The organism is Ferrithrix thermotolerans DSM 19514, assembly GCF_900128965.1.
In the GTDB taxonomy this organism is placed as follows: Bacteria; Actinomycetota; Acidimicrobiia; order Acidimicrobiales; family Acidimicrobiaceae; genus Ferrithrix; species Ferrithrix thermotolerans.
The window spans coordinates 24,242-49,756 of sequence record NZ_FQUL01000015.1 but is presented as its reverse complement, the minus strand read 5'-3'; the positions used below and the strand labels follow the sequence as shown (position 1 = coordinate 49,756).

Below are 25,515 nucleotides of genomic sequence, written 5' to 3'. Positions count from 1 at the left end.
TGACGTTTGGCCAAGTGTCGCTTCAATCGTTCCTTGGCGCTCATAGAGCCAGTCCATGGCCGAGTAGATCTCATCGGTTGAGATGCCCCCAACCGAGAGGTCAGCCCCCAAGGTGGTGTCGTTGAACCACCGGGAGGTGGCGAGCTTTGAGGCTGGGTGAATGGCTTTGGCAAGAATCAGGGCATAGATGATATCTCGCTCACGACAGGCGGGTCCAAGAAGAGAGGGGAGCTTTAACTTGTTCGCCATCGCTGAAAGAGCCGCCACATGCCCATGGGGCAGACTTCGCTTGATTGCAAAGCCCTCCTCAGCAACCACATGGTGCTTACCAGCCAAGGACTCACGGATGACCTGAATGGTCTCGGTGGGGAGATAGGACAGATTGGCCAGGGTCTCGTTCTTTACCTTGCCATCTTGGCGGTAGGAGCGCCGAAGGAGATGGGTCTCATAGATCTTGTCCTTGTGCTGGGGAGAGTAGTGGCAACATGCATGGCACCGCTAAAGCGTTTCACCAGATCATAGCATCACACCAAAACCACCCTGTCAAGGCACTCGTGTCTACACTTTCAGCCAACCCTTAGCTATCTTTCCACTTCATGGGTGATATCTGGGTCAGGGGCGGTTGTAAGTTCGGGCTAACCATGGCCGAGGGCGTGACGGCGTAGCAGGGTGGTCGTCGACGCCGGCCGGATGACCACCGCGTTACTGACGGTGTTCACCGGTCAAGGCTTTCGGCATCTCGGATCCCGCTACGACCCACTGAGCGGCGAGGGGCTCGTCTCCACGGCGGGCGGTTCAACTCGCCGGGAAGCTTCCTCGTCCTATCTATCTGCCAGAGCCGCCTGCGCACAGTCGCAGAGCTGAAGAGGCTCGGCGAACGTAAGGCGATCGGGGATTTGATTTCACATGCTTCCAAGTGGCTCCTGAAGAGGCCTGCGGCGACCCAAATATCGAAGTAGTGATGCCTGCTTTTTAATGTAGATTTGGTTTTACTCTTAGAAGCTCCGTGGTCAGTGTACGCTGCAGATTCTTGGAATTGCTCTGAGCGTGAGAGCGAGGAGATCTTGAAGGCTCGTGACGCTCGGCTGAGCATCCTGGGTATCTGTTTCGGTGGCCAGGTTATAGCACGTAGTTTCGGAGGTATCGTACCACGTGCGCCTCATTATGAGATCGGCTGGCACCCTGTGGACAGTTACGGCGAGAGTCTTATTCCGGGAGGAGATTGGTTTCAGTTTCACTACGATAGAGGGACCACTCCACCGTTGGCTCGAACCTTAGCGAGCAGTCCTAAAGCTCTGCAGGCGTTTCAGATGGACACTCTTTTGTCTTTGCAGTTTCATCCTGAGGTAAATGTGTCTGTGTTTCGCACCTGGTTGGATGCTGGAGCTGACGTTGAACTCGGCTCCCTTTAGATATCTATAGAAAAGATGCTCCTTCAAACCTCTGTGAGAGAAAGATCTGCAAGAGAGAGCGTACAGGCTGGTCGATAACTTCATAGACAAGGTGGTACAACAGAACCCAGATGGGATGCGGTAGAGGGATTGCCTTGGTGTGGCTCCGATCTTAGACGTTGAATCTAAACTCGACGACATCCCCATCCTGCATAACGTATTCCTTCCCCTCTACCCTAGCTTTCCCTGCTGAGCGGACAGCAGCAACGGAGCCTAGCTCGACAAGGTCTGCGTAGCTTACAACCTCTGCCTTTATGAAACCCCGCTCAAAATCGCTGTGTATCGTTCCTGCAGCTTGGGGCGCTGTGGATCCTTTTTTGATGGTCCAAGCTCGTGTCTCTTTGGTGCCAGAGGTCAGAAACGTCTGTAGACCTAGGGTTTCAAATCCAACTCGGGCCAGCTGCTCCAGCCCTGATTCCTCCAACCCATATTCAGAGAGCAACTCTTTAGCATCCACCGGATCCAATGAGGCAAGTTCAGCCTCGAACTGCGCTGAAAGGGTAATACACTTGGCTGGCTTTACCATCTCTGCTAAATCCCTGGTAGCATCCTTGTCGGTCAAGGAGCTTTCGTCGACGTTGAATACGTAGATGAATGGTTTTGCAGTAAGAAGATGGAGCTCCTTGAGCAGTTCGAGGCTGATTGCATGTTCTTGTTCTGCGCTGTAAAGCGTTTTTCCTCCATTTAGAGTCTCAAAAGCCCGAACAGCTGCCTCGAGAACCGGCTTGAGCTCAGGATTCTTCTTGGCCTCTTTCTCTAGTTTCACGAGGCGGTTTTCGATGGTTTGAAGGTCGGCCAATATTAGTTCTGTATTGATAGTCTCGATATCCGAACTTGGTGAAACTGCGCCATCTACGTGTATTACGTCAGGGTCGTCGAACACACGTACAACTTGACAGATGGCGTCACACTCTTTTATGGCACTTAGAAACTTGTTGCCAAGTCCTTCTCCTTTGGAGGCGCCCTTCACGATCCCCGCTATGTCTACAAAAGTTACCGTTGCTGGAACGATCCTTGCGCTGTTATATAGGTCGGCAAGTGCGTTCAGTCGTGGATCGGGAAGCGGTACGACACCGATGTTTGGCTCAATCGTGGCGAACGGATAGTTTGCAGCCAAGACCTGGTTCTTCGTCAGAGCATTGAATAGGGTGGACTTTCCCACATTGGGAAGTCCAACGATTCCGATCGATAGACCCATGTTATCCTTCCTGGGCGACGATGTTATTTTTTTACCTAGTCTATGGTGCATTGAGAGTCTGTGAACCTGCACGACTAATCCTGAAAACGTTCAGGTCAGCGCGTATCAGCTTTTTGCGATAGCGCATTGAAGGTTCGAGCCATGGCGTGGCTAGCCGCCTTAGGTATCGATCAGACTCTGCACAACATGGTACTTTACGAGAACGCAATTATGTATGAACGTAGAGAAGCGACGATATCTGCGGGTTGGAGAGCAGAAGGACGGTCCGTGATGAGACTGTTGTTTTCGTTGTGTTTACCAACGCGGTATCCGCTCCCGGTCAAGTCGTTTTATGACTTTAGGTTGGTGTTAAAACTAAAAAACTGTGAAGTTATTTATTAGAACGTTATGAGTGTGTTAGTGAATATCGTTTTATATCGTTAGCCTCATGAATTGATATTCTTTTCATATCGCTTTTATCCGAGTTTCAGTGTTTGTCCTGTAGTTTCTCACTGGGTGAAGTCAGGATAACTACAGTCGAACTGAGGAAACGTGAAGAGATCTGACCTTAGGCACAAACTACTGCAGGTTGTTCTTGCTTTGGTTCTCGTGGCGTTTGGATACGGTCTTAGGTATCTAACTGCAAGACCGTCTTTAGAAAGTTTGACTGGCCTTCGAACAAAGGTTATCACCGTGACGAAAGGCAGTCTACGGACCTTGGTAAGCACGACCGGGTTAATCCAGCCTACGCAACAACAGTCAGTATCATTTCTTGAGAACGGTATTGTGCAGTACGTAGATGTAACACCGGGTCAACGGGTGACCCGTGGCCAGATCCTAGCGTCTTTAGATAGTACCGATCTTCAAGCTGCTCTTACACAGGCACAAGCATAACGGTCGAGCGATCAGGCGCGTCTCGCTTCTGACCAAGCTGCCGGTGCATCTTCGGTTACGATAACAGCTGACGAGTCCGCAATAACCAGTGCTATAAGTAGTGTCAACTCTGCTCAGCAGAGCCTGAATGAAGCGACCCTGACCGCCCCATTTGCGGGAACCGTGGCGTCGGTTCCATATACCCCGGGTCAGATCGTTTCGGCTAACGCATCATCAGGGACGGGTATCACTGTTGTGTCTACAAGTTCTTGGGGGGTTGTTGGGAGTGTAATAGCTGCCAGCATCTCTCAGGTTCATGACGAAGAAACGGTACCTGTTGCGCCGCAAGGTGACTCATCTATGATATCTGGATCAGTCGCTAACGTTGCTCTGGTGGCGCAGAATACAGGGGGTGTTGCGACCTTTCCGGTTACGATCTCCATCCAAGGAGATCCATCTGGACTCCTCGACGGATTACCAGCGAATGTATCCATAACAACTTCATCAGCTGTCGATGTTATAGAACTCCCAGTTTTGGCCGTGAGAAATTTATCAGTTTCTCCTTATGTGTTAGAGGTTACTTCAAATGGGAAGGGCAAGAACGTTGTAATACGAGTAGGAAGGGTGGTCGGTGCGGATGTGGTCGTGCTTTCCGGATTAACGCCTGGAGAAAAAGTGCTTGAGAGAGTTCCAAGGTTTGGTGGACTGATTAGAGGACCTCGCAAAAGAGGAGCCTTTGGTGGAGGTGGATTCGTTGGATGAGGTAGGGGTAAAGAAGGTTCAGCGAGATCCTCTTGTAAAGCTTGAAGGGATTTCGAAGCGGTATGAAAGGGGTTCTGTCAGCTTTGTTGCTCTCGATGGCGTGTCGTTGCAGATCGGTCGTGGCGAGTACGTAACGATGACGGGTCCTTCAGGGTCTGGAAAGTCGACGCTAATGAACCTAATCGGCTGCTTAGATGTTCCAAGTTCAGGTCGACTTTATACAGACGGACAAGACGTGGCATGCCTCGACGAAAGAGCCCTGGCGAAGATCCGAAATGAAATAATAGGATTCGTCTTACAGCAGTTTAACCTATTGACGCCTCTTACTGCGCCTAAGAACGTTCAGCTGCCGTTGATCTACGCATGCGTTCCGCTCGACGAGAAGATGGAACGATCGGTGGCACTGCTAGAGCGGGTTGCTCTGGGTGATCATCTCGAGCACAAACCTATGGAGATGCCCGGTGGACAACAGCAAAGGGTTGCAATTGCTAGGGCGCTTGCAAGCAATCCTCCTTTGATTTTGGCGGACGAACCAACTGGGAACCTTGATTCAAAGAGCGCGGTAGAGGTTCTGTCGCTCTTCGAAGAACTTCACGGTTCGGGAAGAACTATTGTCGTCATCACTCACGATAACGAAGTTGCTGCTCGAGCGGAGAGGGTAATAAGAATCCATGACGGTAAGGTGGTGTCGTAGCCTTGAGCTGGCTAGACCTATTCAATGCAGCTCTAGAAGCGGTCAGATGGAACCGGATGCGTTCGGTCCTGACAATGTTAGGTATCGTGATCGGAATTGCTGCGATCATGTTAACGGTGGGTCTATGAGAAGGCGCCCAAGGCAAGGTAAAGGCTACTCGCCACCTTGGGGAGCAACCTCTTGACCGTAACACCGGGCAGTACAGCGTCCTTGCAAGGGGTGAAAGGCGGCTTGGGTTCCGGGTCAACTCTCACCCTATCTGACTCGCAGGCCCTTTTTAACCATATCGATTCACCGGCGATTCAAAGCGTTGCACCTCTGATATCGAGTAGGGAGACTCTTACCTACTCCTCCTCGAACTGGACCACAACTGTATATGGCACCACGCCCTCGTGGCTTTCTATTCGATCACGAACAATGGAGGCAGGGCGGTTCATTACATCTGGCGATGCCTCCTCGGGGAGCGACGTTATAGTTTTAGGAGCGATAACAGCACAGGAACTCTTTGGTAACTCTTTCCCGATAGGCCGTAGTGTTGATGTTGCGGGTCAGCTGATGACCGTGATAGGAGTTTTGGCTCCAGTCGGAAACGGTACCTCGGCTACGTCTAACCAGGATGATCTGGCAATCGTTCCTATAAGCACTGCACAGGAAGCGGTCCTCGGAGTATCTCCGACCCAGTCTGTGCAATCCATCCTGATAAAAGCTACCTGCGCTAAAACGTTGTCAGCGGCTTACCAGGAAGCAGACAAAGAACTTTTGATGTTGCACGGCATCACAACCCCGCCCTTAGCCAGTTGGCTCGTTAAGATCAAACACAGTCCCAACGCACACAGCAGTCGTATCAGACGATCACTTCTCCTGGGTCGATTGAGACGATCGTTGCTGCGGATCAACAGATGGTAAGCGCTGACGAAGGCTGGCTTGCGAGAGCTCAGGCCTTGGACCAGACAACCACGCTCACCTCGCCACTTGACGGCATGGTGGGTGAGATCAATATGACCGTAGGCCAGGTCATGATATACAGTGACATCCAAGCTGATGTGGTCGTGATTGGATCCGGAGGGGTTCAGGTCAGTGTTCAGGTACCTACCACTGATCTGGGGTTGTTGCACCTCGGAACGTCGGGAACCGTGACCCCCTTGGGGAGTTCTACCACTTACAAGGCATCAATTGCCTCTATTGGCACCACGCCTACCGTCAATAAAATCACAGGTCTTGTATCGCTTCCCGTGACTCTTGAGATTTCAAACTTCCGTCAGGCGGTCTTCGATGGAAGCTACGCCCAGGTCGTGCTGTCGGTCTCAACTAAGAGCCGTTCTCTAGCGGTTCCGACCTCAGCTGTCTCTGTCAACGGCTCCAAGCAGTCGGTAGAGCTGATGACTTCTCAAGGGACTACAAGGATCGTTCCGGTGAGGGTCCTGACCGTAGGCTCGACATACACAGCGATCAGTTCCGAGATCCTAAAGCCGGGGGAGTCGGTAGTCCTTGCTTATGAGAATCAGGCGATACCTGCGTCAAGTGGACTCTCGACCCGAGCACTTAGAAAGAGCCTTGCCGGTTGATGAGAAAGTCGATACCTGCGTAATGTGATTCTCCTCTACGAAGATTTCACATTTTAAATAGCCACGATGACCGACTATTCCTTCCAATCAATAAGATAGCTGGTTGTATTAACCAACTAGATGTGATCTAGGTCAGACTGATTGTCCTGCACCAAAATCACAATCCCTTTTCTACCCGGGGAGCTTCATGATTTAGGTTTGGGGGCAGATTACTTTGTCAAGTAAAGTTTTGGCGGCCGTTGGCCGCAGAAGAGAAGGCGCCAGAGAGGGTGATTCATCTTATAAGTGGATAGCTCTGTCGAACACAACTCTCGGTGTTCTCATGGCAACCATAGACGGCTCAATAACCCTAATCGCACTACCGGATATCTTCAAAGGTATCGGACTGGATCCTCTTGGGCCTGGGAACAGCTTCTACCTGTTGTGGATGATACTGGGTTTTTTGGTCGTCACTAGTGTTTTGGTAGTCAGTCTGGGGCGCCTTGGCGACATGTATGGCCGTGTAAAGATGTATAACCTTGGCTTTGTCATCTACACGTTGGGCTCTCTGCTCCTTACTGTGGACTGGATGCACGGTCGAAGCGGAGCTACTTGGCTCATAGTGATGCGGTTGGTGCAGGGTTTGGGATCCGCTTTCTTGGTGGCAAACTCCTCCGCTATTCTGACCGATGCATTTCCGCCGAATCAGCGAGGGATGGCTCTTGGTATAAATCAGGTCGCCGGCATAAGCGGGTCGTTTATTGGACTTATTCTTGGAGGAGTGTTAGCGCCAATCAACTGGAGACTGGTCTTTCTTATCTCTGTTCCGATCGGGATCTTCGGTACAGTATGGTCCTATTACAAACTTGAAGAGAGAGGAATTCGTACGCCTTCCAAGATCGACTGGATGGGAAACCTTACCTTTGCCGTCGGTCTGATACTGATCCTTATCGGAATTACCTACGGCATCGAGCCACATGGAACAAGCGCAACCGGATGGAGTTCTCCAGCCGTACTATCCGAGCTCGGGGGAGGCGTTGCACTCCTAACAGCTTTCTTTGTGATAGAGACCAAGGTCCCAAACCCTATGTTTCGAATCTCGCTTTTTAGGATCAAAGCCTTTACCTTTGGGACCCTCTCGACATTCCTTGTCTCGATTGCTCGAGGCGGGTTGCTCTTCATGCTCGTTATCTGGCTTCAGGGTATCTGGCTGCCCCTGCATGGATACAGTTTTGCCGCAACTCCACTATGGGCGGGGATTTTTATGCTCCCTTTGACGGTGGGATTCCTGATAGCAGGTCCTGTCTCGGGGTATCTTTCTGATAGGTTCGGACCAAGGCTGTTCGCCACCATTGGACCCATAGGTACTGCGGTGGCGTTTGTGCTGCTGATATCTGCTCCAGTGAATTTCTCTTACATTTACTTTGGGGGAACTTTGCTGCTGTCCGGACTTTCCCAAGGTCTCTTCGCCTCTCCCAACCGCGCAGCTGTTATGAACGCGCTACCGGCTGAGAACCGTGGGGTGGGCGGTGCCATGAACTCAACGTTTCAGAACTCCGCACAGGTGTTTTCGATAGGAATCTTTTTCTCGCTCATGATTGCAGGGCTATCCTCCTCTTTGCCATCTGTCATGAGTAGAGGTCTTATACGTTATGGAGTTCCTTCAACAACTGCAGAAAGAGTAGCGCACCTTCCAGCTGTCTCTGTACTGTTCTCGGCGTTTCTCGGTTACGATCCCATTCAGAAACTTTTAGGATCAGGTTCTCTCAGTCGACTTTCTAGACCTGAGGTCTCGGTCCTGACCGGAAGAGAGTTCTTCCCAAATCTGATATCACACTCTTTTGCTTCTGGCCTTCATGAAGCTTTCGGCTTTGCCCTTGTCGCTTGTCTCGTGGCGGCGTTAGTGTCTTTTACTCGCGGCGTTAGAAGGGCTAACAGGTGAGGTTGTCCAAAGTATAGGTCTTCATTTGAGTCATATTTGGAACCTAGAACTAAACATTGACTGTTTGCTGTGAAGCGCACATGAAGAGCGGGTTGTTGAGATGCGCGCAACTGTTAGCAACTACTCAGGATTAGTTGCCCTAATTATGTTAACGACTAAGTTGTGCTCAGGTAGATTGGTTACACTGTTAGTCGTGCTTAGTTATTTTATGAAGCTTTATGCTCGAGTGCAGAGTATTGTCGGTGTGAAGGCGATAAAGTACTCTGCGGTCTCGGCTATTACCGTCGCTTTGTCCCAGATAATCCTGTTCGTTCTGTTTGGACTGGTTAGAAGGTGGTCAGCGACTTCGTGCAATGTAGTTGCGACGGCAACCACAGCTGTACCGGGTTACTACCTAAACAGGGCTTGGGTATGGGGGAAAACGGGCAAGTCGCACTTCATGAAAGAGGTTGCTCCATTTTGGGTATTAACCTTTTTGGGACTCGTTCTTTCTCTCATAGCTGTGGCGTACGCACATGACCTAGCTGAACACCTTAGACTAAGCCACCTTGTTGATGCTATCTTCGTCAACTTAGCCGCCTTGTTTGCATTTGGTGTGCTGTGGATCGGTAAATACATAGTCTTCAATCGATTTTTATTCGGGTCTGGCGCTGTTACGCTGGATGCTGAGGCGATGTAATGACAGATCTTGCAGTATCGGTTGAAAAGGTATCGCAAGCTCACATCGACTCCGCAAAGCAGCGCCAGTTGTCGCTTACTAAGCCCCCCGGATCGCTAGGTGTTTTGGAAGAAGTAGGAAACCGGCTCTGCGGCATATTCGGACAGACACCCCCACCTTCTTTGGATTTGATAGATGTGACCGTGTTCGCTGGAGACCACGGAGTCGTCGGTGAGGGAGTTACGCCCTGGCCTCAAGAGGTTACTGTCCAGATGCTGTCGAACTTTGTTACGGGTGGAGCAGCGATAAATGTTATCGCTTCGGTGGTCGGTGCAAGAGTTCTCGTTGTGGATGTGGGTGTCGCCTCTGATACCTCTTTGCTGGAGGGTCTTGTTCAACGCAAACAGATATTTGGAACCAAGTCGATTTGCTCAGAGGCTGCCATGACCTACCGGGAGGCACGAGGGTGTTTTGAGGTCGGTAGGGATGTCGCTAAAGATCTAATTCGATCGGGTTCTCAGTTGCTGGTCACTGGAGATATGGGAATTGGAAATACTACGCCTGCAGCAGCGCTCATCGCAGCTGCGGCTGGGGTTGATCCAAAGGAGGTAGTTGGTCGCGGTACGGGAATTGATGACCTTACCTTTTCTCGTAAGTGCGAGATCGTTGAGGCTGCCCTGATGAGGGCTGAAAGAAGCACTGCGTCATTGGACGACCCTGTCGCTCTGCTCTCGGAACTGGGAGGCGCTGAGATCGCTGCGATCGCAGGTTACGTAGTTGGGGCTGCTGAAATGAGGAGGCCAGTCCTAGTAGACGGGGTGATAGCTCTATCAGGAGCTTTGGTTGCCACCATGTTTAGTCCCCTAATTGTGGACTATATCTTTGCGGGTCACCTCTCGACCGAGCCTGGAGCAGCTGTGGCGCTTAGGCACATGGGCCTACGTCCGTTATTGACTTTGGATATGCGTTTAGGTGAAGGCACCGGGGCTGCCTTGGCTGTACCGGTTCTCAGAGCAGCGTCAAATATTCTGTCTGAGATGGCTACCTTTGACCAAGCAGGAGTTGCGCAGGTCAAAGCCTAGAACTTTGAGTTCTCGCGGCCACCTCTTTGGCTACCTGTATGCAGGTTGGAATTCCGGATCCTCTCACAAAAGATCCGGAAAGCTCGATTGCACCCTTGGAGTCTGCGGCGAGCGTCTTTTCGACCTTGTTCATCAGTTGACGGTGATACGGCGCAAATCTTACAAAGCTTCCGACCCATCGCTTTACTCTGTAGTCCAAAAGCCCTATGTGGGTACCTAGTATCTCCTGTGCCTCTCCTATTAGGAGACTGACCAACTCGTCCGGTCTGATCTTTAGGTGCTCACCCTCGCCAAATCTTCCACTTGAGATACGAAGTATCTGACCTGCGTTGCTTCGCCATTCAGGCCACTTATTTGGACCTAGTGTGATTGCAGTAGTTAGGAAGCCTTGATCTCTTGGTACCAAGACCCCAGCTACGTCCGATGGGATATGTGTTAGATCTGCGTCGACCAACAAAGTGGACATCGTCACTGAAGCCCTTCTTATGGAGCGAAGAATTTGTGCGGTCTCAGGAGAGATATCGCGTAAGAGGATGCCAGTCACGGAAGGTGGTGTGGTGAGGATTACCTTGTCAAACTCCTCGACATCTAGATCAGTCTCAAGCATCACGCCATTCGAGGTCAGCTTGAGATCTGAGACTACCGAGTTGGTACGAAGAGCGACGCCGCGACCTTTCAGGTACTCCTGCATGTGACCTATCAAGACCGATAACCCTCCTTCAAACGAGGCGAAAGGAGGCATTTGAGTATGATCTGTCGTGGTTGTGACTTGTGGTTCGCCACGTAGAAGTCGTAAGATCTGAGAGGCTGTGATCTCTCCGCTGGCTCCGTACACTGAGGCTGCGTTGATCCCTCCGATAAGGGGGTCAAGAACGTACCTTACGTAAGGGCGACCTACGTAATACTGCAGGATTCTGCCGATATCGTCGCTGCTCTTTGCAAAGTCAGCATCTCTTTGCAGTCTCCACCTCAGGTAGGTGGAGAGTTTCTCCAAAGGGGTCAAGACTTCGCTTTTTAAGATCTGTGCAGAGTTCGTAGGGAATCCTAGATTCAAGCCCTGCGGTAAGGTTCGTAGGCTCCCTCCTCTAAGTATGAGCGCCCTGTTGGCCTTGGGGTGTATCAGTAAATCTCCGAGGCCGATCTCAGAGATTATCTCAAAGATCGCCGCTGATCTAGTTACGAAGGAGTCGGGACCCATCTCCACTGATAGATCTCCTAGCTCTTCCGCTTGGACTTTTCCACCCATACGACTATCCGACTCAAATACAGTTACCTCCATCTCTGGCTGTTGTGCTAGAAAGAAGGCCGCTGCCAAGCCGGTCACACCTCCACCAACCACCGCTGTTTTCAATCCAAATACTCCCAAATTGTCTCCACTGAAGGGTCTAAATCTTCGTAGCGTATTTTGTCTCCAAACTCATGGACAAACCTAACTATTCGTTCGAGTTGGGCCGGGTCGATATGAGGAGGAACTCCGTGACCTAGATTGAAGATGTATCCATCACAACTCCTTGAGCTCTTAATTACCTCGATACACTCCGACAGAACCGTCTTTGGGGAGGCTTCCAGCACCGCTGGATCGAGGTTACCTTGCATAGCTAAAGGACGACGGCTACGCTGTTTAGCGTCTCTCAGACTAGTTCTCCAGTCCACCCCTAAGACATCGATGTTCATATCTGCCATGTCCGCCAGTAGCTCGCCGGTACCCACTCCAAAGTGTATCTTTGGGACTGGATAGGTTGATAGGGCATTGAATAGCTCTCTGGTGTATGGCTTTACGTACTTTAGGTAGTGTCGTTGAGACAAAGAGCCTACCCAGGAGTCAAAGACTTGAATAAGGTCGACCCCCGCATCGATCTGGAGGCGGAGAAACTCGAAGGCTACCTCCACTAGCCGTTCCATGAGGCCGTGCCACATCCTCTCGTCCTCTAACATAAGGGCCTTGGTCTTGGAGTAGGACTTTGACGGTCCACCCTCTATCAGGTAGCTCGCCACAGTAAACGGTGCGCCCGCAAATCCGATTAGCGGAACCTCTAGAGAAGACTTGAGGATCTCAATAGCGTCTTTTACGTAGTGGACTGCGTCGCGAATCTCCGTCGGACGCAGTAAATCAAGATCTTTGGTCGTTCGCATTGGGTTGGATATCTGTGGTCCTTTCCCCTGTACGATGTCGACAGACACCCCGGCGCCGAGCAAGGGTACCATGATGTCTGAGTATAAAACGGCGGCATCTACTCCGTAACGTCTAACGGGCTGCATCGTTATCTCGGCAACAAGTTTTGCATCTTTTATGACGTCGAGGATAGATCCTATGCCTCGTATCTCTCTGTACTCAGGTAGTGATCGTCCGGCTTGTCTCATAAACCATACTGGTGTTCGTTCCGGCCTTTCCCGTTTTGCCGCTCGTAGGATTGAAGGGTCGATAAGTGGCTTTTGGGTGTGAGTTGTAAGTGGATGCTCTGTCATCTTAAACCTACAGCCTAAGCTCTTTGGGGTACTTTTATCGTTGGCAGCTCGAGGGGATTTGTGGCAAGTCAAAAAGATTTGGAGTTTGAGTCTGGCTACGTGAAGATGGCCTATAAGCGTCTTGAGGAGATAAAGCAACAGATCAAGTCTTCTATGAACCAGGTCTTGGAGGTCGAAAGAGGCGGAACGCACCAAGCAAAAGTTGAACGGGATGTCGTGGTACGGTCGTCTTTGGCTAGGCTCGAGAATCTCGAGATAGGGGATCAAGCTCTCATCTTTGGGAGGATTGACTTTCAGCCGCCTGCAGAGCTGTCCGAGGGCGAGTCTTACCACATCGGAAGGGTGTCGGTGAACTCGGAGACTATGGAACCGCTGGTTGTGGACTGGCGAGCTCCGATTGCAGAGGCGTTTTATCGCGCCACTGGGAAAGATACAATGGGCGTGAAACTTCGCCGACACATATTTTGTAATCGTGATGTCGTCGTCAACATCGAAGATGAATGGCTTTCATCTTTAGAGGAAGACAGTCGTGAGGGGTACTTAGAGCCTCCATCTCCAAGTGCTCTTTTTAGTGCGATCTCAAAACCCCGAACTAGTTACATGTCTGACATCGTCTCGACGATCCAGGCAGAGCAGGACGAGATCGTAAGGTACCCTCTTTCGGGGATTTTGGTAGTGCAAGGTGCTCCAGGTACGGGAAAAACTGCGGTTGCACTACATCGTGCCGCCTACCTCATGTACACCCATAGATGGCGATTTGAGCGACAGCCCCTCTTAGTAATAGGCCCCTCTTCAGAGTTTGTCAAATATATAAGCAGGGTGTTGCCGTCTTTGGGCGAGAGCGGAGTAGAACTGCATACCATTGCGGGGCTTTGCGGATTTGCGGAGGCTGCTTTTGAGCCAGAGATACAGAGAAGGCGCCTCAAAGGAGATCTCAGAATGGAGAAGCTGCTCAGGAAGGCCGTCAGGGACAGAGAGAGACCTTTGAGGAAAGACCTGCGACTGGCTTTTGGAAGAAAGTACTTGACGGTTACCACTGAAATGAGCCAAGAACTCGTACGATCAATGAAGCGCCGTCCAGGTCCGCACAACCCTAAAAGAAAAGTGATTGAGTTGCGACTCTCACAACTGCTCGCAGAACAGTACCTTGAGGGAGGGGACCTGACCACTGAAGTTAGGGCGGTCACAAATGTGATCTCCATCCACGCTGGACTTGAGGATCAAGTGGCACAGCATCTACCCGGCGAAGACGGTGTGGAGGTGGCGAGGGAGGTCGCCGCTGCGTTAAGGAAGTCGGTAGAGTTTCAGCTTGTCGTTGAGCGGATTTGGCCTCGTCTTTCAGCAGAAGAGACCCTGTATGATCTCTTTAGTCACAGAGCCCTGCTGAAACTCGCAGCCAAGGATATCCTCAGCGAAGAAGAGCTAGATGTCTTGACGATAGACCAAGGTGTTGATGTAAAGAGACATCAATGGAGTATTGAAGACGTGGTCTTGCTCGATGAACTTCAGACCTTCTTAGATGAACAAAGCGATGATGACGTGACCTTCGGTCATGTAATTGTGGATGAAGCCCAAGATATATCCCCGATGACGGCAAGACTACTGAAGCGAAAGTGCCCTTCAGGATCTATGACGATACTGGGGGACCTTGCTCAGTCCTTTGGTCCATGGCCTAATAGGCGATGGGATGATATTTTGGAACCACTTTCTTCGAAAGACCATCATATGCTGGAGCTCTCAGTGAACTACAGAACCTCTCAAGAGATATCGGAGCTAGCCGATCTTATTAAGAGTCGATACCTAGCTGGGTCGAGAAGGACCAAGTCGATCCGGAGCTTTCCTGGAGGAGTGCAGTTTATCGAAGCGAAGGACCTTATACAAAGAGCGGTTGCTGATGCGAAGGACCTATTTGAACGTAAAGAGCAGGGTCGCTTTGCGATGATCGTTCCTAACAAAGACAGCGAAGCGCTAAGAAGAGAGATCGATAAAGAAGGGCTAAGTGAGTGGGAGTCAATATCTGTAATAGGAGTCGAGCAGGTGAGGGGCCTAGAGTTCGACGAGGTGTTTATTCTTGAACCCCTGTCCTTGGTCGATGATGCCGAGCGAAGCCTGCCTGCTCTTTACGTAGCAGTAACTCGGGCTACGAATCGGATAAAAATTTATAGTTCTCAACCATTTCCCAATTGGCTTTTAGTTAAGTAGTTGACGTAGAGTTATACAAGACCCTCTTTTTATGAGGATTTGTATAAATGGCGAGTAGTTTTAGGTGGGAACGTGGCGCAAGCAGTTGTAGCCGCCCGCAGTGGTCGAGAACCAATACGGTTCAACAAGCCGACCATCTTGGGCGTAGGCACTATGGTGTGGCTCGGTTCAGAGATGATGTTTTTCAGCGGTCTCTTTGCGGCCTATTTTACAATAAGGGCTCACGACGGCAAACCTTGGCCGCCTGCGGGTATCCATCTCGACGTAGTTCAGGCGGGGATATTCACTGCGATTTTGGTTATGTCATCCGTGACCATGCAAAAGGCTGTGTTCGAAGCAGAACATAACAGGTTACGGTCAGCGAAGTGGTGGATAGTACTGACGATCGTTATGGGTGCCTCCTTCGTCGCTAACCAGGCGGTTGAGTGGCATAAATTTACATTTGGACCCCAGACCAATGCTTATGGTTCTTTGTTCTACCTTATGTCAGGTCTTCACGGGCTTCACGTGATCTTAGGTCTCGTTGCTATGGGATTTTTACTGCTAAGAATGGCGGGCAGGGCTAAAGATCCCGGCAGATTGGCTGCCATCCAGTCTGTGAGTTACTACTGGCACTTCGTTGACGTCGTTTGGGTTGCTCTCTATGCATGTCTGTTTCTTCTTCATTAGCGGTAGCTTTGCTTGCGACGTCGTTCAGGTTAGAGGTTCGAGGGTTTGAGGTATGGGAGAGCTATGAAGGTTTCACTTAGGAGTTTGAACTCTTCAAAGGCAAGAGCACTAGGTATTTCTGCGCTCTTGTCGACTGCCGTTGGATTTGCCGGAATGCTTGCCTTTGGGGGCTCTTCTGCTGCGGCCCAACAGGCAACTCAGCAGACATCGGTGAAAGAGGCCAAGTCGGTTACATTTACCCAAGCAAACGCTCCAGCGATCGTGTACAAGAACCCGCCCTCGTCTCTCATTCCAGAGGGTCGAACGCTTTTCATAGAGAACTGTTCGACGTGCCATGGCATAGATGCCGGCGGAAGTTCTAGGGCGCCGAATCTTCAAGGGCTGGGAGCAGCGACCATAGACTTTTGGGTTTATACGGGCCGTATGCCTCTCGAAGATCCAACCGTTCAGGCCGTGCAAAAGCCGAGAAAGTTTACCCGGCAGCAGACGCTAGCGATAGCTGCTTATGTTTCGTCTTTGGCTCCTGGTGGTCCGGGGATACCATCTGTGAACGTTACCGGAGCGAACATATCGCAGGGGCAAAGTTTGTTTTCAACGAACTGCGCTGCGTGTCACACCATTACAGGCGTTGGAGATGCCCTCGCTAACAACGTGTATGCGCCATCGCTTTATGGAGTCGGTGCCACGCAGATAGCAGAAGCTGTTAGGACGGGTCCCGGAAATATGCCCAGATTCGGCAATGGAACTCTTAGCAACGCCCAAGTTGCAGACATCGTCAAATACGTTTTGTATCTGCAAAGGCCACAAGATCCGGGAGGTTTGGCTTTAGGGCATGTGGGGCCGGTTACGGAAGGCTTTGTCGGAATCCTCATTGGCCTGGGTGGGCTGATGCTGTTTGGATATTGGGTTGGAGGTCGTGCGCAAAGATGAGTGATGTACAACAAGCCCGCAAGGATCCAAACCTTGACTACTCATCGATGACTGGGTCTAGATCCATGGAGCGGTTTATCGGTGCACTCTTTGTTATATCCTTTCTGGCGACTATCGGTTTAGGGGTTACCTTTTGGCTAGGTGGTCAACCTCAGGTGGAAGGCGCTCTACTATTTGTCGCTCTTGTGGGAATCGGTGTCGGAATAGTGGCGTGGGGTAAATACCTCACCCCTCACGGACCCTATGTTCAAGAAAGACACGACTTAAGGTCTTCAGACCTTGATCGGGAGGCTTTCTACAAGTCCCTGGAGCGGGGCAATAAGGTCTTAGGTAGGAGGTCTTTTCTGGGAAAGATGCTAGGTGTATCTCTAGGAGCCTTCGCTATTTTGCAGCTCTTCCCGTTCCTCCGTTCCCTTGGGCCGGTTCCTGGCAAGTCGCTCTATCTAACAGATTGGAAGCACGGCTCGCAGCTGACCAAGGTGGACGGGTCGCCGGTTCTAGTTAGTGATCTAGAGGTCGGCGGAGCCATGACGGTTTTTCCGGAGGGTTTCATCGGAAATGCAGTCGATCAAGTAATCCTCGTGAGGCCGGGAAATTATGATATCGTTACTCGTCCGGGAAGAGAAACCTGGGGTCCTCAGGGCTACTTGGCATTTTCCAAGGTATGTACGCACGCAGGATGTCCTGTAGGACTATACCAAGAGTTGACACAGCAACTTCTATGTCCGTGTCACCAGAGTCTCTTTGACGTGTTGACGGGTGCGACACCTGTATTTGGTCCTGCTCCACGGCCACTTCCTCAGTTGCCGATTTACGTGGATGCAGAGGGAGTAATTAGATCGCAATCTGGATTTAACGAGCCTATCGGTCCTGGTTTTTGGGAGAGGGGTAATGAATAAGCGAGTTGAAAAGACAACGGAATGGCTGGATGAGCGCCTAGGTATCGCTAAAGGTGGAAGAAGTTCCCTAAATAAGATCTTTCCTGACCATTGGTCCTTCATGTTGGGTGAGATAGCGCTGTACTCATTTATAGTGTTGCTGTTTACGGGAGTTTTCCTCACGCTGTTTTACGTGCCCTCGACGCAGCAGATCATATACCACGGTTCGTACGCTCCGCTTAGAGGGCAAAGTATGTCGGAGGCGTACGCTTCGACGTTGCATATTAGTTTTTCAGTAAGAGCGGGTCTCGTCATGAGACAGATGCACCACTGGGCAGCGAATATCTTTATAGCAGCGATCGTTGTGCATCTGTGCAGGGTGTTCTTCACTGGATCGTTTAGGAAGCCTAGGGAGATCAACTGGATCATTGGGTCCATTCTCCTAATTTTGGCAATAGTCAACGGCTTCATCGGGTACTCACTACCGGACGACCTAATTTCGGGGACCGGCATCAGGATAGCTTTTTCTATCGTTGAGTCGGTACCTCTGGTGGGAAGTTACCTGGCATTCTTCCTCTTTGGTGGAAATTACCCTGGCAACGCTATAATTCCGAGATTTTACACTATTCACGTGCTGCTGGTGCCAGCACTGATCGTAGGTTTGCTGGCGGCACATCTTGGAATTATGTATCACCAAAAACATACTCAGTATCCAGCTCCGAAGCGCACGAACAAAAACGTGGTTGGCACGGTGTTTTGGCCGACTTATGCGCTTGAAGCTGGTGGGTTCTTCTTCATAACGGCTGCTGTGATAGCGGCTCTTGGGGGGCTCGTGCAGATCAATCCCATCTGGTTATACGGTCCATACGTCCCCTACAAGGTTAGCTATGCCGTCCAGCCCGACTGGTACATGGGGTGGCTTGACGGTGCCCTAAGGCTTATGCCCTCGTGGGAGGTGGTTGGGTTTGGACATATGATCCCAAATGTATTCTTCCCAGCGGTCTTGTTGCCTGGCCTTACCTTTACTGCTCTGAGTCTCTGGCCGTTTATTGAGAAAAAGATAACGAAGGACGACGAAGTCCACAACCTATGTGATCGTCCTAGGGATAATCCTTGGAGAACGTCGCTTGGTGTGGGTATTCTTACCTTCTACATCGTATTGTTCTTTGCGTCGTCAACAGATGTTCTCGCCAACACGTTCAATACTTCGCTTAACCTTGTCTTGTGGACGTTCAGGGTCCTGCTGATCGCTCTACCACCAGTAGCTGGATATGTAACCTACATGCTGACGAAGGAGACGGAAGTAGTTGAGGAGGCTGGGTCGCGACGACCTCCGGTTGTTATTACGAGGTCACTGGACGGGGAGTACCACTCCGTGCCTGTCGCAGGAGATGAGGCTGGGGGCGTGGTCAAAGAGGAGTTCGAGCCCATGGAGGTACCTGAGGAGAAGGAGTATGAGTCTTTCATGGGTGGAGTTGCAAGTGAACACCGAGACAAGGATCTTGTCGGAGTAGGGGAGAGTTCGTCGAAGGGCGGAGGTTCTGCATTTCACGACGAGATCGGTCCATCTAGGTCGGGCGGTTCAGGGATATTTAGAGTCCCACGGAATCTTCCCGGAAGCGGTGGGCTGTTTGGGGGTCGTGGTTCAAGACGCCAGCGTCGTCGCGGTGGCCAGGACAGGCAGTAGGAGTGGTTAGTTTATGAGGGCAAGTGGTTTATTAGGAAGTGCCTCATTTCCGAGGCGACTGGTGCACTTATCTAGGTTACCGAAGGTTGTAAGGGTTGTAGGTACCGGTTTGGGTGCTTCGTTGGTCCTTGGTGCGTGTAACCTTCCTACCTTTGCGATAAATAAGGGAGCGACGACTCAAGGCCGGGATACGTTTCACCTGTTTCAGCTCTTCACTATCATCTCAATACCGGTTCTTCTCTCTGTCTTTGTACCGTTGGGTTGGGCGATATTTCGGTATCGAAAGAAGGACGAGTCGATTCCAAAGCAGACACACTCCCACATCCCGGTGGAAGTCACTTGGACGGTTATCCCCATCTTGATAGTGGCGTTTCTTTTTGTCCTTACCGTGCAGGTGGAGAACAAGGTTACCGCTGTTTCATCACATCCGAATCTTAGAGTGAATGTCGTCGGGTTTCAGTGGGGGTGGAAGTTCAATTATCCCTCCTTTGGTGTTACCAAGGTTACCCAGGGGGTAGGTGGATCAAGTGTATATCCTCAGTTGGTCTTGCCTGAGGGAGAAACAACGACAATTCATCTGGTATCTAATGATGTAGTTCATGGTTTCTACGTACCGCAGTTCGACTTCTCAAGGTACGCACTGCCTGGCGTGAACAACTACTTTGACTTTACGCCAACCCAAACTGGCACCTTCATTGGTAGGTGTTCACAGCTTTGTGGACTCTATCACTCGGAGATGCTTTTCACTGTAAAGGTGGTTACACCTGCGCAGTTCAATTCCTGGATATCTCAACAAAGTCACAACACGATTGGAGCTTAGCTAGATATGACTATTGCACCTGAGAGAATGGAGGAACTGGAGTCCCATCCTCCGAACCACGGTTCAGAACCTTCGGGTATCTACAAATGGGTCACCAGCACCGATCACAAGGTGATCGGGAAAAACTATATGTATACGGCCTTGGTATTCTTCTTCATTGCGGGTCTTATGGCTGAGCTGATCAGGACTCAGCTATTTGCACCTAACAATCACTTCGTGTCCCCGCAAACATACAATGAGTTATTTACGATCCACGGATCAATAATGCTTTATATCTTTGCAGGACCCTTCGTGTTTGGAGGTTTTGCCAACTTCTTAGTTCCGCTTCAAATTGGAGCACCGGATATGGCGTTTCCAAGGTTAAACGCGCTGTCCTATTGGCTTTTCCTTACTGGATCGGTCACAATGTTGCTGGGATTCTTGACAGCATCTGGAGCAGCGGCGTTTGGTTGGGTTGCATACGCTCCTTTGTCCGACTCAACCTACTCGCCGGGAGCCGGTCCTGATCTTTGGATCGTCTCTGTTGCGCTAGTTGGTTTCTCGGGTATCTTTACAGCGGTTAACTTGGTGACTACCATATTTTATTTGCGAGCGCCGGGTCTAACGATGTTCCGTATGCCAGTGTTCACCTGGAACATGCTTGTTACAGGAATTTTGATCTTGATTTCCTTCCCTGTCCTCACGGCGGCTTTGGTAATGTTGTACGCTGACCGCCATTTTGGAACCCACATATTCTCTGTTAAAGGTGGAGGGGTTCCAGTACTATGGCAGAACCTGTTCTGGTTCTTCGGACATCCGGAGGTGTACATCTTGGCTCTTCCGTACTTCGGAATCATCACGGAGGTCCTTCCGGTGTTCTCTAAGAAGCCGGTCTTTGGATACAAGGGTCTTGTGTTTGCAACTCTAGCAATTGCAGGTCTCTCCACCGGTGTTTGGGCTCATCACATGTTTACCACCGGTACTGTTCTCCTACCGTTCTTCTCAGCAATGAGCCTTTTGATCGCAGTTCCAACCGGTATAAAGATCTTCACGTGGATAGGAACCATATGGAGGGGAAATCTTGACTTCAAGACTCCTCTGATATTTGCAATAGGTTTCATCGTTGCCTTTACCATGGGTGGTATAACGGGCGTTATGTTGGCATCACCGCCAATTGACTTTTACACGCACGACACTTACTTTGTTGTAGCCCACTTCCATCAGGTTCTCTTTGGTTCGGCGGTCTTTGCTGGCTTTGCTGGCTTTTACTACTGGTATCCAAAGCTAACCGGGAGGATGTACCGTGAGAGCCTCGGTAAGTGGCACTTCTGGCTAACCTTCATAGGATTTAACATTACGTTTCTTCCTCAATACCTCCTTGGCCTAAGGGGTATGCCACGGCGGATCGCTGAGTATGGTCCCTCCGATGGGTTCACCTTCCTCAACAAGGTCTCGACTGTCGGCGCTTACGTAACGGCTATTGCCTTCGTTGTGTTCCTCTACAACTTCTGGATCTCATGGCGTAAGCCGATCCCGGCTGGCGATAATCCTTGGGATGGCCACACTCTTGAGTGGGCGACCTCATCACCGCCTCCCTCCCACAACTTTCACAAGCTTCCCCCTATACGGTCTCTCAGGCCGACCTGGGATATGAATCACCCAGAGCATGCGGACTGGAAGGCGCATCAGGAAGAGTTAGCCCGTAAGAAGTCAAAGGAGCGGGAGGCAGCGTTATGAAGCTGGAGTCTCGAATCTACGTAGGTGTGGGGGTTTTCTTCGTCCTAGTTGTCGTAATATACTTCCTCTGGAGCGGAGACTCAGGAAACTCGATCTTCCTAGTCGCTAGTGCGCTGCTTGGTATCATGCCCGGTCTGTACCTAGGATGGTGGTCGAGGAGGATGTCTCCCAGACCGGAGGATCGAGAAGACGTATCGTTGGAAGAGATCGAGGGAGCGGTTGGATACTTTCCGTCGTACACAATATGGCCTTTCGTCTTGGGTATTGGTGTGTTCCTTACCGCCCTCGCCTTCGTCTTTGGAGCGTGGACGGCGGTGATTGGTATGGGATTTGTGATCTCTGCAGCGATCGGCGGAACGCTGTCATCAAAGCCCAAGGCGATGGCGCATCGCTAATTCCCTGTTTTCTTCCTAGTTCTATTGGGCAAGGGCCTGTGATTTAGGGGAGCCTGCGACTTGGGTCAGGAGGCTCCCCTAAGCGTATCCGTAGTGGACGAGTAAAAAAAAATATGAGCTACGGAAATGAAAAATCGCAGAGTCAAATGGAACTCTGCGATTATTCATGTTGTACATTGACTTACTAGTTCTCAAACACAGGTTGGAGATCTAAGAGTCTTTGACTGTGGGGTTAGAGTCGCCATTCGTCTGGCTTGTACCCTTATCCCCTGGCTTTTGAGTCTCCTCTAAACCCTTTTTGAACTCCGATGAAGCGGTACCTAGAGATCTAGCCAGCTGGGGAAGTTTCTTGCCGCCAAAGAGCAGAAGAACTACTATTACGACAACTGCGAGATCTGTAGGGCTGAATAGCTCTCCAAAAATCATCTGACCCTCCTTAGAGTGGAATTGATTCGCCCTCAATCTCCTCTATGTTATAGTAATGTCCTTTTTGACTAAAGCCATCCTAAATCTTCCTCCGCCCTTTGCGTTGGCAATGATATTTCTCCTTCCAGCTCTTGAGGCATCGGTCTTTTTAGGATTTATCTTCCCAGGTGAAACGGCAGTTATCCTTGGTGGGGTGTTGGCTTATGAGCATAAGTTCCCATTATGGTTGGTGATGACCGTAGCCTCCCTAGGAGCTGTCCTGGGTGATAGCGTGGGATATTTTGTAGGAAAGAAATTTGGACACCGGATTCTCGAGAAGGCCTCCGGACGCCTTGTAAAGCCAAAGCGGGTTCATCAGGTCACCGAGTTTATAGCGAAAAGGGGAGTAATAGGTGTAGTTGTTGGACGCTTTACCACCGTCCTGAGGGTGTTGGTGCCTGGTGTCGCTGGTATGTCTGAGATGCCCTATCGCAAGTTTGCTGTTGCAAATATTATAGGTGGGGTTGGCTGGGCCGTCTTGTACTCATATCTTGGTTACACAGCGGGTACGTCCTTCGCTGCGGTGGAAAAGACCGCTGGTACCACCGGGGTGATAGTGTTTGTGGCCATAGTTGCAACTATTGGGCTGTATTTTCTGTACAGATATCTCAGAGAGTTCTCCAAAGAGAAGTGAGATTGACTACTTGCGTTGCGCGATTCTCATTGTGAGGAGCCAACAAGCTTTCGGCGGCGGAGGCGTGAGATTAAAAAGGGTGCTAGGTAGTCTCTTGCTGCGGGGAATGCGTTAGCTCGATACTTGGAGCGATATAGGGCGAGGACCACCTGTAGAGCACTTTGATACTGTTTTGTTAGTCCCATGTTGGCAGCGATCCTGAGATAGTGCCAGGCTGCAACTTTGTTGAAGAGGTCGGTGTTCAGGAGTCCTTGGGAGGCCTCTTGATCTATGAGAAGCACGGTCTTTTTGAAGAACTCGTTCAGGTCTTTCGATACTCCTGTAGGGTTATCTCGATAAAGGACGAGAGGCTGTTCGAGTATCGCAAGTCGCTTTGAGGAAGAGAGCTTCAGCCACATCGCCCAGTCCTCGACTGTGTCTAAAGACGGATTAAACCCCCCGTGTTCTTCGATTGAAGCCTTTTTAACTAGGACAGTCGAGGTTTGAAATCTATTCATTATCAATAACGATATGTAGGACAGTCGGGTAAGTGTGCATGTAAAAGGTCCCGGATCTGGGGGAGTCCTGCTCCAGGACGAGGCGATTAAATCCAGTTCATCTGTACATTCAAGAGCTTTTATCTGCCTTTGGAGTTTCTCTCGATGCCAAAGGTCATCTCCGTCGAGCAGAGCTATCCATGTTGTCTTAGCGGCCTTGATCCCTGTGTTCCTTGCCGCAGATGGACCCTGATTTCTCTGGGATATGACTCTTATTTTGTCGTCAAAGCTCAAAAGAATTTGTGCTGTAGCGTCCGTTGATCCATCGTCTACAACTATTATCTCCTTGGGTTGCACGGTCTGATCGAGCACGGAGTCTATTGCTCTAGATATGGTTTCTTGTGAGTTGTAGGCGGTAATTACTACTGTTATCTGTTCCCCTGACAACATGGGCCTTTGACTCCTTTCTTCGATATAGGTACTCTACAGGAGCGGCTTTGGCTGGGGGTTTTCATCTACAAGGCCAAGTTTCATGCGAATCGCCTCTTCGGCCTCTTGTCGGTCATCTAGACGTATCTGGCTGTTTCCCACTCTAAAGTATCCTTCATGGCCGCGACCGACGATCAAGACGGCGTCACCTTTTTCAGAGATCTCTATGGCTCGTCTAATAGCCCGAGAGCGATCTAACTCGACCTGGATGTGCTTTTTGGGTATGTCAAAGGTGCCTGCTACGAGTTGTTTGACGATGTTAGCGGGATCTTCGTCTCCGGGGTTGTCTGTTGTCAGTATCGCAAGGTCTGCTGTAGCTGCAGCTCTGCCTAGTTCCGGACGCTTGATTCTGTCTCTTCGTCCCCGAGCGCCGGCTACAAGGGTCACCTTACCCTCGGGACCGATGATCTCCCGAGCGGTTTGGATGAGAGCTCGTATTGAGTCCGGCGTGTGTGCGTAGTCAACGACGACTAAGAAGTTTTGTCCTAAAGAGACCTGCTGGAACCTACCGGAGACTCCGCTACATTGCTCTATCCCGTCACGAGCCTCGGCGTCAGTAGCCCCAAGTAGTCTGCCGGTGATGTAGGCCGCTGCGGCGTTTTGAGCGTTGCAGGCACCTACGATTTGGACGTGTAAGTTGCTGTTGTAGCCCATTCCTTTGATGAAAAGGTCTGTCCCCTCGGGAGTCACTCTTACATCGCTGATTCTAACGTCGGCGTTAGGGTTGTAACCGAATGTAATCCTTGGGATCTCAATCTGGCTTGCCAAGCGCTCGCCCCATTGATCGTCTACACACACCACTGCTGATTCGCTTCTTGACTTTATAAACAGCTGGGACTTGGCCCAATAGTACTGTTCGATAGTTCCGTGATAGTCCAGGTGTTCGGGACTTAGGTTGGTGAATACTGCGACACTGAAGTGGGCAGAGTCCACCCGGTGTTGATCGATGCCGTGTGACGACACCTCCATCACGACTGAATCTATCCCTTCCGATACCATCTCCTTTAGATACCTGTGGAGATCCGGAGCCTCCGGCGTTGTATGGATGGATGGGTGCCTTGAGTCTTTGTACTTGGCCTCTATCGTCCCTATCAGTCCCGTCGAGTGGCCACTTGCCCTTAGTATCGACTCTATAAGGTACGAAGTAGTGGTCTTCCCGTTGGTTCCTGTGACGCCAATGAGATTCAGCGACCTCGAAGGATGGCCATTTGTGTAATCTGCAACCTTGCCAAGAGCTAGGCGTACCGACGGCACGATTAGTTGCGGCAACGGTGAGTCAACGACTTGCGAGACCATGAGAGCACTTGCTCCGTTTCTTGTTGCTTCTGCGATGAAGCTGTGCCCGTCGTGTTTTGAGCCTTTGGTGGCACAGAACATCCAACCTGACTTTACCTCCCGGGAATCGAGAGTCAAGTCTGTAAAGACTGCATCGTCTCCCTTTAGCTGCGATGTAGGTAAAAGGGCCTGCAACTCAGATAATTTGGGACTCACACTACTCCAAGGTA

General features: G+C 50.7%; 26 protein-coding genes and 1 pseudogene. 20 read left to right on the top strand and 7 right to left on the bottom strand.

The genetic code is table 11. From position 1 onward, the window contains the following. A pseudogene (locus tag BUA24_RS06405) lies at nucleotides 1-336 on the bottom strand (IS1634 family transposase); the annotation flags it as partial. A gap of 354 nt (nucleotides 337-690) precedes the next feature. Between BUA24_RS06405 and BUA24_RS12475 the strand changes: the two are divergent. Next, on the top strand, nucleotides 691-864 hold the full coding sequence (locus BUA24_RS12475) for a hypothetical protein (RefSeq protein ID WP_178138735.1): 174 nt from the start codon (nucleotides 691-693) through the stop codon (nucleotides 862-864). A 119-nt stretch (nucleotides 865-983) separates the two neighbouring features. After that, nucleotides 984-1,412, top strand: coding sequence for a type 1 glutamine amidotransferase (locus tag BUA24_RS06395; RefSeq protein ID WP_072790144.1), 429 nt, complete (start codon nucleotides 984-986; stop codon nucleotides 1,410-1,412). A 151-nt stretch (nucleotides 1,413-1,563) separates the two neighbouring features. On the opposite strand, the gene ychF is transcribed toward BUA24_RS06395, so the two are convergent. Further along, nucleotides 1,564-2,649, bottom strand: a complete 1,086-nt coding sequence (gene ychF / locus BUA24_RS06390) for a redox-regulated ATPase YchF (protein WP_072790142.1) — start codon at nucleotides 2,647-2,649, stop codon at nucleotides 1,564-1,566. A 531-nt stretch (nucleotides 2,650-3,180) separates the two neighbouring features. Here ychF and BUA24_RS06380 point away from each other — a divergent pair. From BUA24_RS06380 to cobT, 9 genes are all read left to right on the top strand, one after another. Further along, nucleotides 3,181-3,522: an efflux RND transporter periplasmic adaptor subunit gene (locus BUA24_RS06380; RefSeq protein WP_072790136.1), complete on the top strand. Its 342-nt coding sequence runs from the start codon at nucleotides 3,181-3,183 to the stop codon at nucleotides 3,520-3,522. Between the two features lie 234 nt (nucleotides 3,523-3,756). Further along, the gene (locus BUA24_RS06375; protein WP_473234722.1) at nucleotides 3,757-4,263 is read left to right on the top strand and encodes an efflux RND transporter periplasmic adaptor subunit; all 507 of its coding nucleotides are present in this window, start codon (nucleotides 3,757-3,759) and stop codon (nucleotides 4,261-4,263) included. Further along, nucleotides 4,241-4,957 carry an ABC transporter ATP-binding protein gene (locus tag BUA24_RS06370; protein WP_245790325.1) on the top strand — a complete coding sequence of 239 codons (717 nt, stop codon included), beginning with the start codon at nucleotides 4,241-4,243 and terminating at the stop codon, nucleotides 4,955-4,957. Before BUA24_RS06375 ends, BUA24_RS06370 begins: the two co-directional genes overlap by 23 nt. A 2-nt stretch (nucleotides 4,958-4,959) precedes the next feature. Beyond that, nucleotides 4,960-5,085, top strand: a complete 126-nt coding sequence (locus tag BUA24_RS13165; RefSeq protein WP_272867291.1) for a hypothetical protein — start codon at nucleotides 4,960-4,962, stop codon at nucleotides 5,083-5,085. A 52-nt stretch (nucleotides 5,086-5,137) separates the two neighbouring features. After that, entirely contained in the window at nucleotides 5,138-5,863 is a 726-nt protein-coding gene (locus BUA24_RS06365) for an ABC transporter permease (RefSeq protein WP_178138733.1), read from the top strand. Then, nucleotides 5,857-6,522: an efflux RND transporter periplasmic adaptor subunit gene (locus tag BUA24_RS06360; RefSeq protein ID WP_072790128.1), complete on the top strand. Its 666-nt coding sequence runs from the start codon at nucleotides 5,857-5,859 to the stop codon at nucleotides 6,520-6,522. Before BUA24_RS06365 ends, BUA24_RS06360 begins: the two co-directional genes overlap by 7 nt. 214 nt (nucleotides 6,523-6,736) lie before the next feature. Next, nucleotides 6,737-8,443, top strand: coding sequence for an MFS transporter (locus tag BUA24_RS06355; RefSeq protein WP_245790323.1), 1,707 nt, complete (start codon nucleotides 6,737-6,739; stop codon nucleotides 8,441-8,443). A gap of 100 nt (nucleotides 8,444-8,543) precedes the next feature. Then, on the top strand, nucleotides 8,544-9,122 hold the full coding sequence (locus BUA24_RS06350) for a GtrA family protein (protein WP_084660263.1): 579 nt from the start codon (nucleotides 8,544-8,546) through the stop codon (nucleotides 9,120-9,122). Next, nucleotides 9,122-10,183 carry a nicotinate-nucleotide--dimethylbenzimidazole phosphoribosyltransferase gene (gene cobT, locus BUA24_RS06345; RefSeq protein ID WP_072790120.1) on the top strand — a complete coding sequence of 354 codons (1,062 nt, stop codon included), beginning with the start codon at nucleotides 9,122-9,124 and terminating at the stop codon, nucleotides 10,181-10,183. The genes BUA24_RS06350 and cobT overlap by 1 nt, the downstream gene beginning before the upstream one ends. On the opposite strand, the gene BUA24_RS06340 is transcribed toward cobT, so the two are convergent. Both BUA24_RS06340 and hemE read right to left on the bottom strand, forming a co-directional pair. After that, the gene (locus BUA24_RS06340) at nucleotides 10,173-11,534 is read right to left on the bottom strand and encodes a protoporphyrinogen/coproporphyrinogen oxidase (protein WP_178138732.1); all 1,362 of its coding nucleotides are present in this window, start codon (nucleotides 11,532-11,534) and stop codon (nucleotides 10,173-10,175) included. The two genes, cobT and BUA24_RS06340, sit on opposite strands and share 11 nt — an antisense overlap. Next, a complete protein-coding gene (gene hemE / locus BUA24_RS06335; RefSeq protein WP_084660262.1) occupies nucleotides 11,531-12,649 on the bottom strand; it encodes a uroporphyrinogen decarboxylase in 1,119 nt (372 codons plus the stop codon). Before hemE ends, BUA24_RS06340 begins: the two co-directional genes overlap by 4 nt. Before the next feature lie 60 nt (nucleotides 12,650-12,709). On the opposite strand from hemE, the gene BUA24_RS06330 reads away from it, so the two are divergent. From BUA24_RS06330 to ctaF, 8 genes are all read left to right on the top strand, one after another. After that, nucleotides 12,710-14,851 (top strand): HelD family protein, encoded by a 2,142-nt coding sequence (locus tag BUA24_RS06330; protein ID WP_072790115.1) that lies wholly within the window; start codon nucleotides 12,710-12,712, stop codon nucleotides 14,849-14,851. Between the two features lie 72 nt (nucleotides 14,852-14,923). Continuing rightward, on the top strand, nucleotides 14,924-15,520 hold the full coding sequence (gene ctaE / locus BUA24_RS06325) for an aa3-type cytochrome oxidase subunit III (protein WP_072790112.1): 597 nt from the start codon (nucleotides 14,924-14,926) through the stop codon (nucleotides 15,518-15,520). Between the two features lie 63 nt (nucleotides 15,521-15,583). Continuing rightward, entirely contained in the window at nucleotides 15,584-16,450 is an 867-nt protein-coding gene (gene qcrC / locus BUA24_RS06320) for a cytochrome bc1 complex diheme cytochrome c subunit (protein WP_084660261.1), read from the top strand. Next, nucleotides 16,447-17,349 carry a ubiquinol-cytochrome c reductase iron-sulfur subunit gene (locus tag BUA24_RS06315; RefSeq protein ID WP_072790109.1) on the top strand — a complete coding sequence of 301 codons (903 nt, stop codon included), beginning with the start codon at nucleotides 16,447-16,449 and terminating at the stop codon, nucleotides 17,347-17,349. Before qcrC ends, BUA24_RS06315 begins: the two co-directional genes overlap by 4 nt. Beyond that, nucleotides 17,342-19,015: a cytochrome bc1 complex cytochrome b subunit gene (gene qcrB, locus BUA24_RS06310; RefSeq protein ID WP_084660260.1), complete on the top strand. Its 1,674-nt coding sequence runs from the start codon at nucleotides 17,342-17,344 to the stop codon at nucleotides 19,013-19,015. The genes BUA24_RS06315 and qcrB overlap by 8 nt, the downstream gene beginning before the upstream one ends. A gap of 13 nt (nucleotides 19,016-19,028) precedes the next feature. Continuing rightward, the gene (coxB, locus tag BUA24_RS06305; protein ID WP_084660259.1) at nucleotides 19,029-19,835 is read left to right on the top strand and encodes a cytochrome c oxidase subunit II; all 807 of its coding nucleotides are present in this window, start codon (nucleotides 19,029-19,031) and stop codon (nucleotides 19,833-19,835) included. Nucleotides 19,836-19,841: 6 nt separating this feature from the next. Further along, nucleotides 19,842-21,551: a cytochrome c oxidase subunit I gene (gene ctaD, locus BUA24_RS06300; protein WP_072790106.1), complete on the top strand. Its 1,710-nt coding sequence runs from the start codon at nucleotides 19,842-19,844 to the stop codon at nucleotides 21,549-21,551. Next, nucleotides 21,548-21,946, top strand: coding sequence for an aa3-type cytochrome oxidase subunit IV (gene ctaF, locus BUA24_RS06295; protein ID WP_072790103.1), 399 nt, complete (start codon nucleotides 21,548-21,550; stop codon nucleotides 21,944-21,946). The genes ctaD and ctaF overlap by 4 nt, the downstream gene beginning before the upstream one ends. A gap of 210 nt (nucleotides 21,947-22,156) precedes the next feature. Here the strand turns inward: ctaF and tatA are convergent, their stop codons facing one another. Then, nucleotides 22,157-22,372 carry a twin-arginine translocase TatA/TatE family subunit gene (gene tatA / locus BUA24_RS06290; RefSeq protein WP_072790100.1) on the bottom strand — a complete coding sequence of 72 codons (216 nt, stop codon included), beginning with the start codon at nucleotides 22,370-22,372 and terminating at the stop codon, nucleotides 22,157-22,159. 64 nt (nucleotides 22,373-22,436) lie between these two features. On the opposite strand from tatA, the gene BUA24_RS06285 reads away from it, so the two are divergent. Beyond that, a complete protein-coding gene (locus BUA24_RS06285) occupies nucleotides 22,437-23,045 on the top strand; it encodes a DedA family protein (protein WP_178138731.1) in 609 nt (202 codons plus the stop codon). A gap of 26 nt (nucleotides 23,046-23,071) precedes the next feature. Here the strand turns inward: BUA24_RS06285 and BUA24_RS06280 are convergent, their stop codons facing one another. Beyond that, complete coding sequence (locus BUA24_RS06280) at nucleotides 23,072-23,971, bottom strand: glycosyltransferase family 2 protein (RefSeq protein WP_084660258.1); 900 nt, start codon at nucleotides 23,969-23,971, stop codon at nucleotides 23,072-23,074. Nucleotides 23,972-24,004: 33 nt separating this feature from the next. Next, nucleotides 24,005-25,501 carry a UDP-N-acetylmuramoyl-L-alanyl-D-glutamate--2,6-diaminopimelate ligase gene (locus BUA24_RS06275; RefSeq protein WP_072790093.1) on the bottom strand — a complete coding sequence of 499 codons (1,497 nt, stop codon included), beginning with the start codon at nucleotides 25,499-25,501 and terminating at the stop codon, nucleotides 24,005-24,007. Nucleotides 25,502-25,515 lie beyond the last annotated feature (14 nt).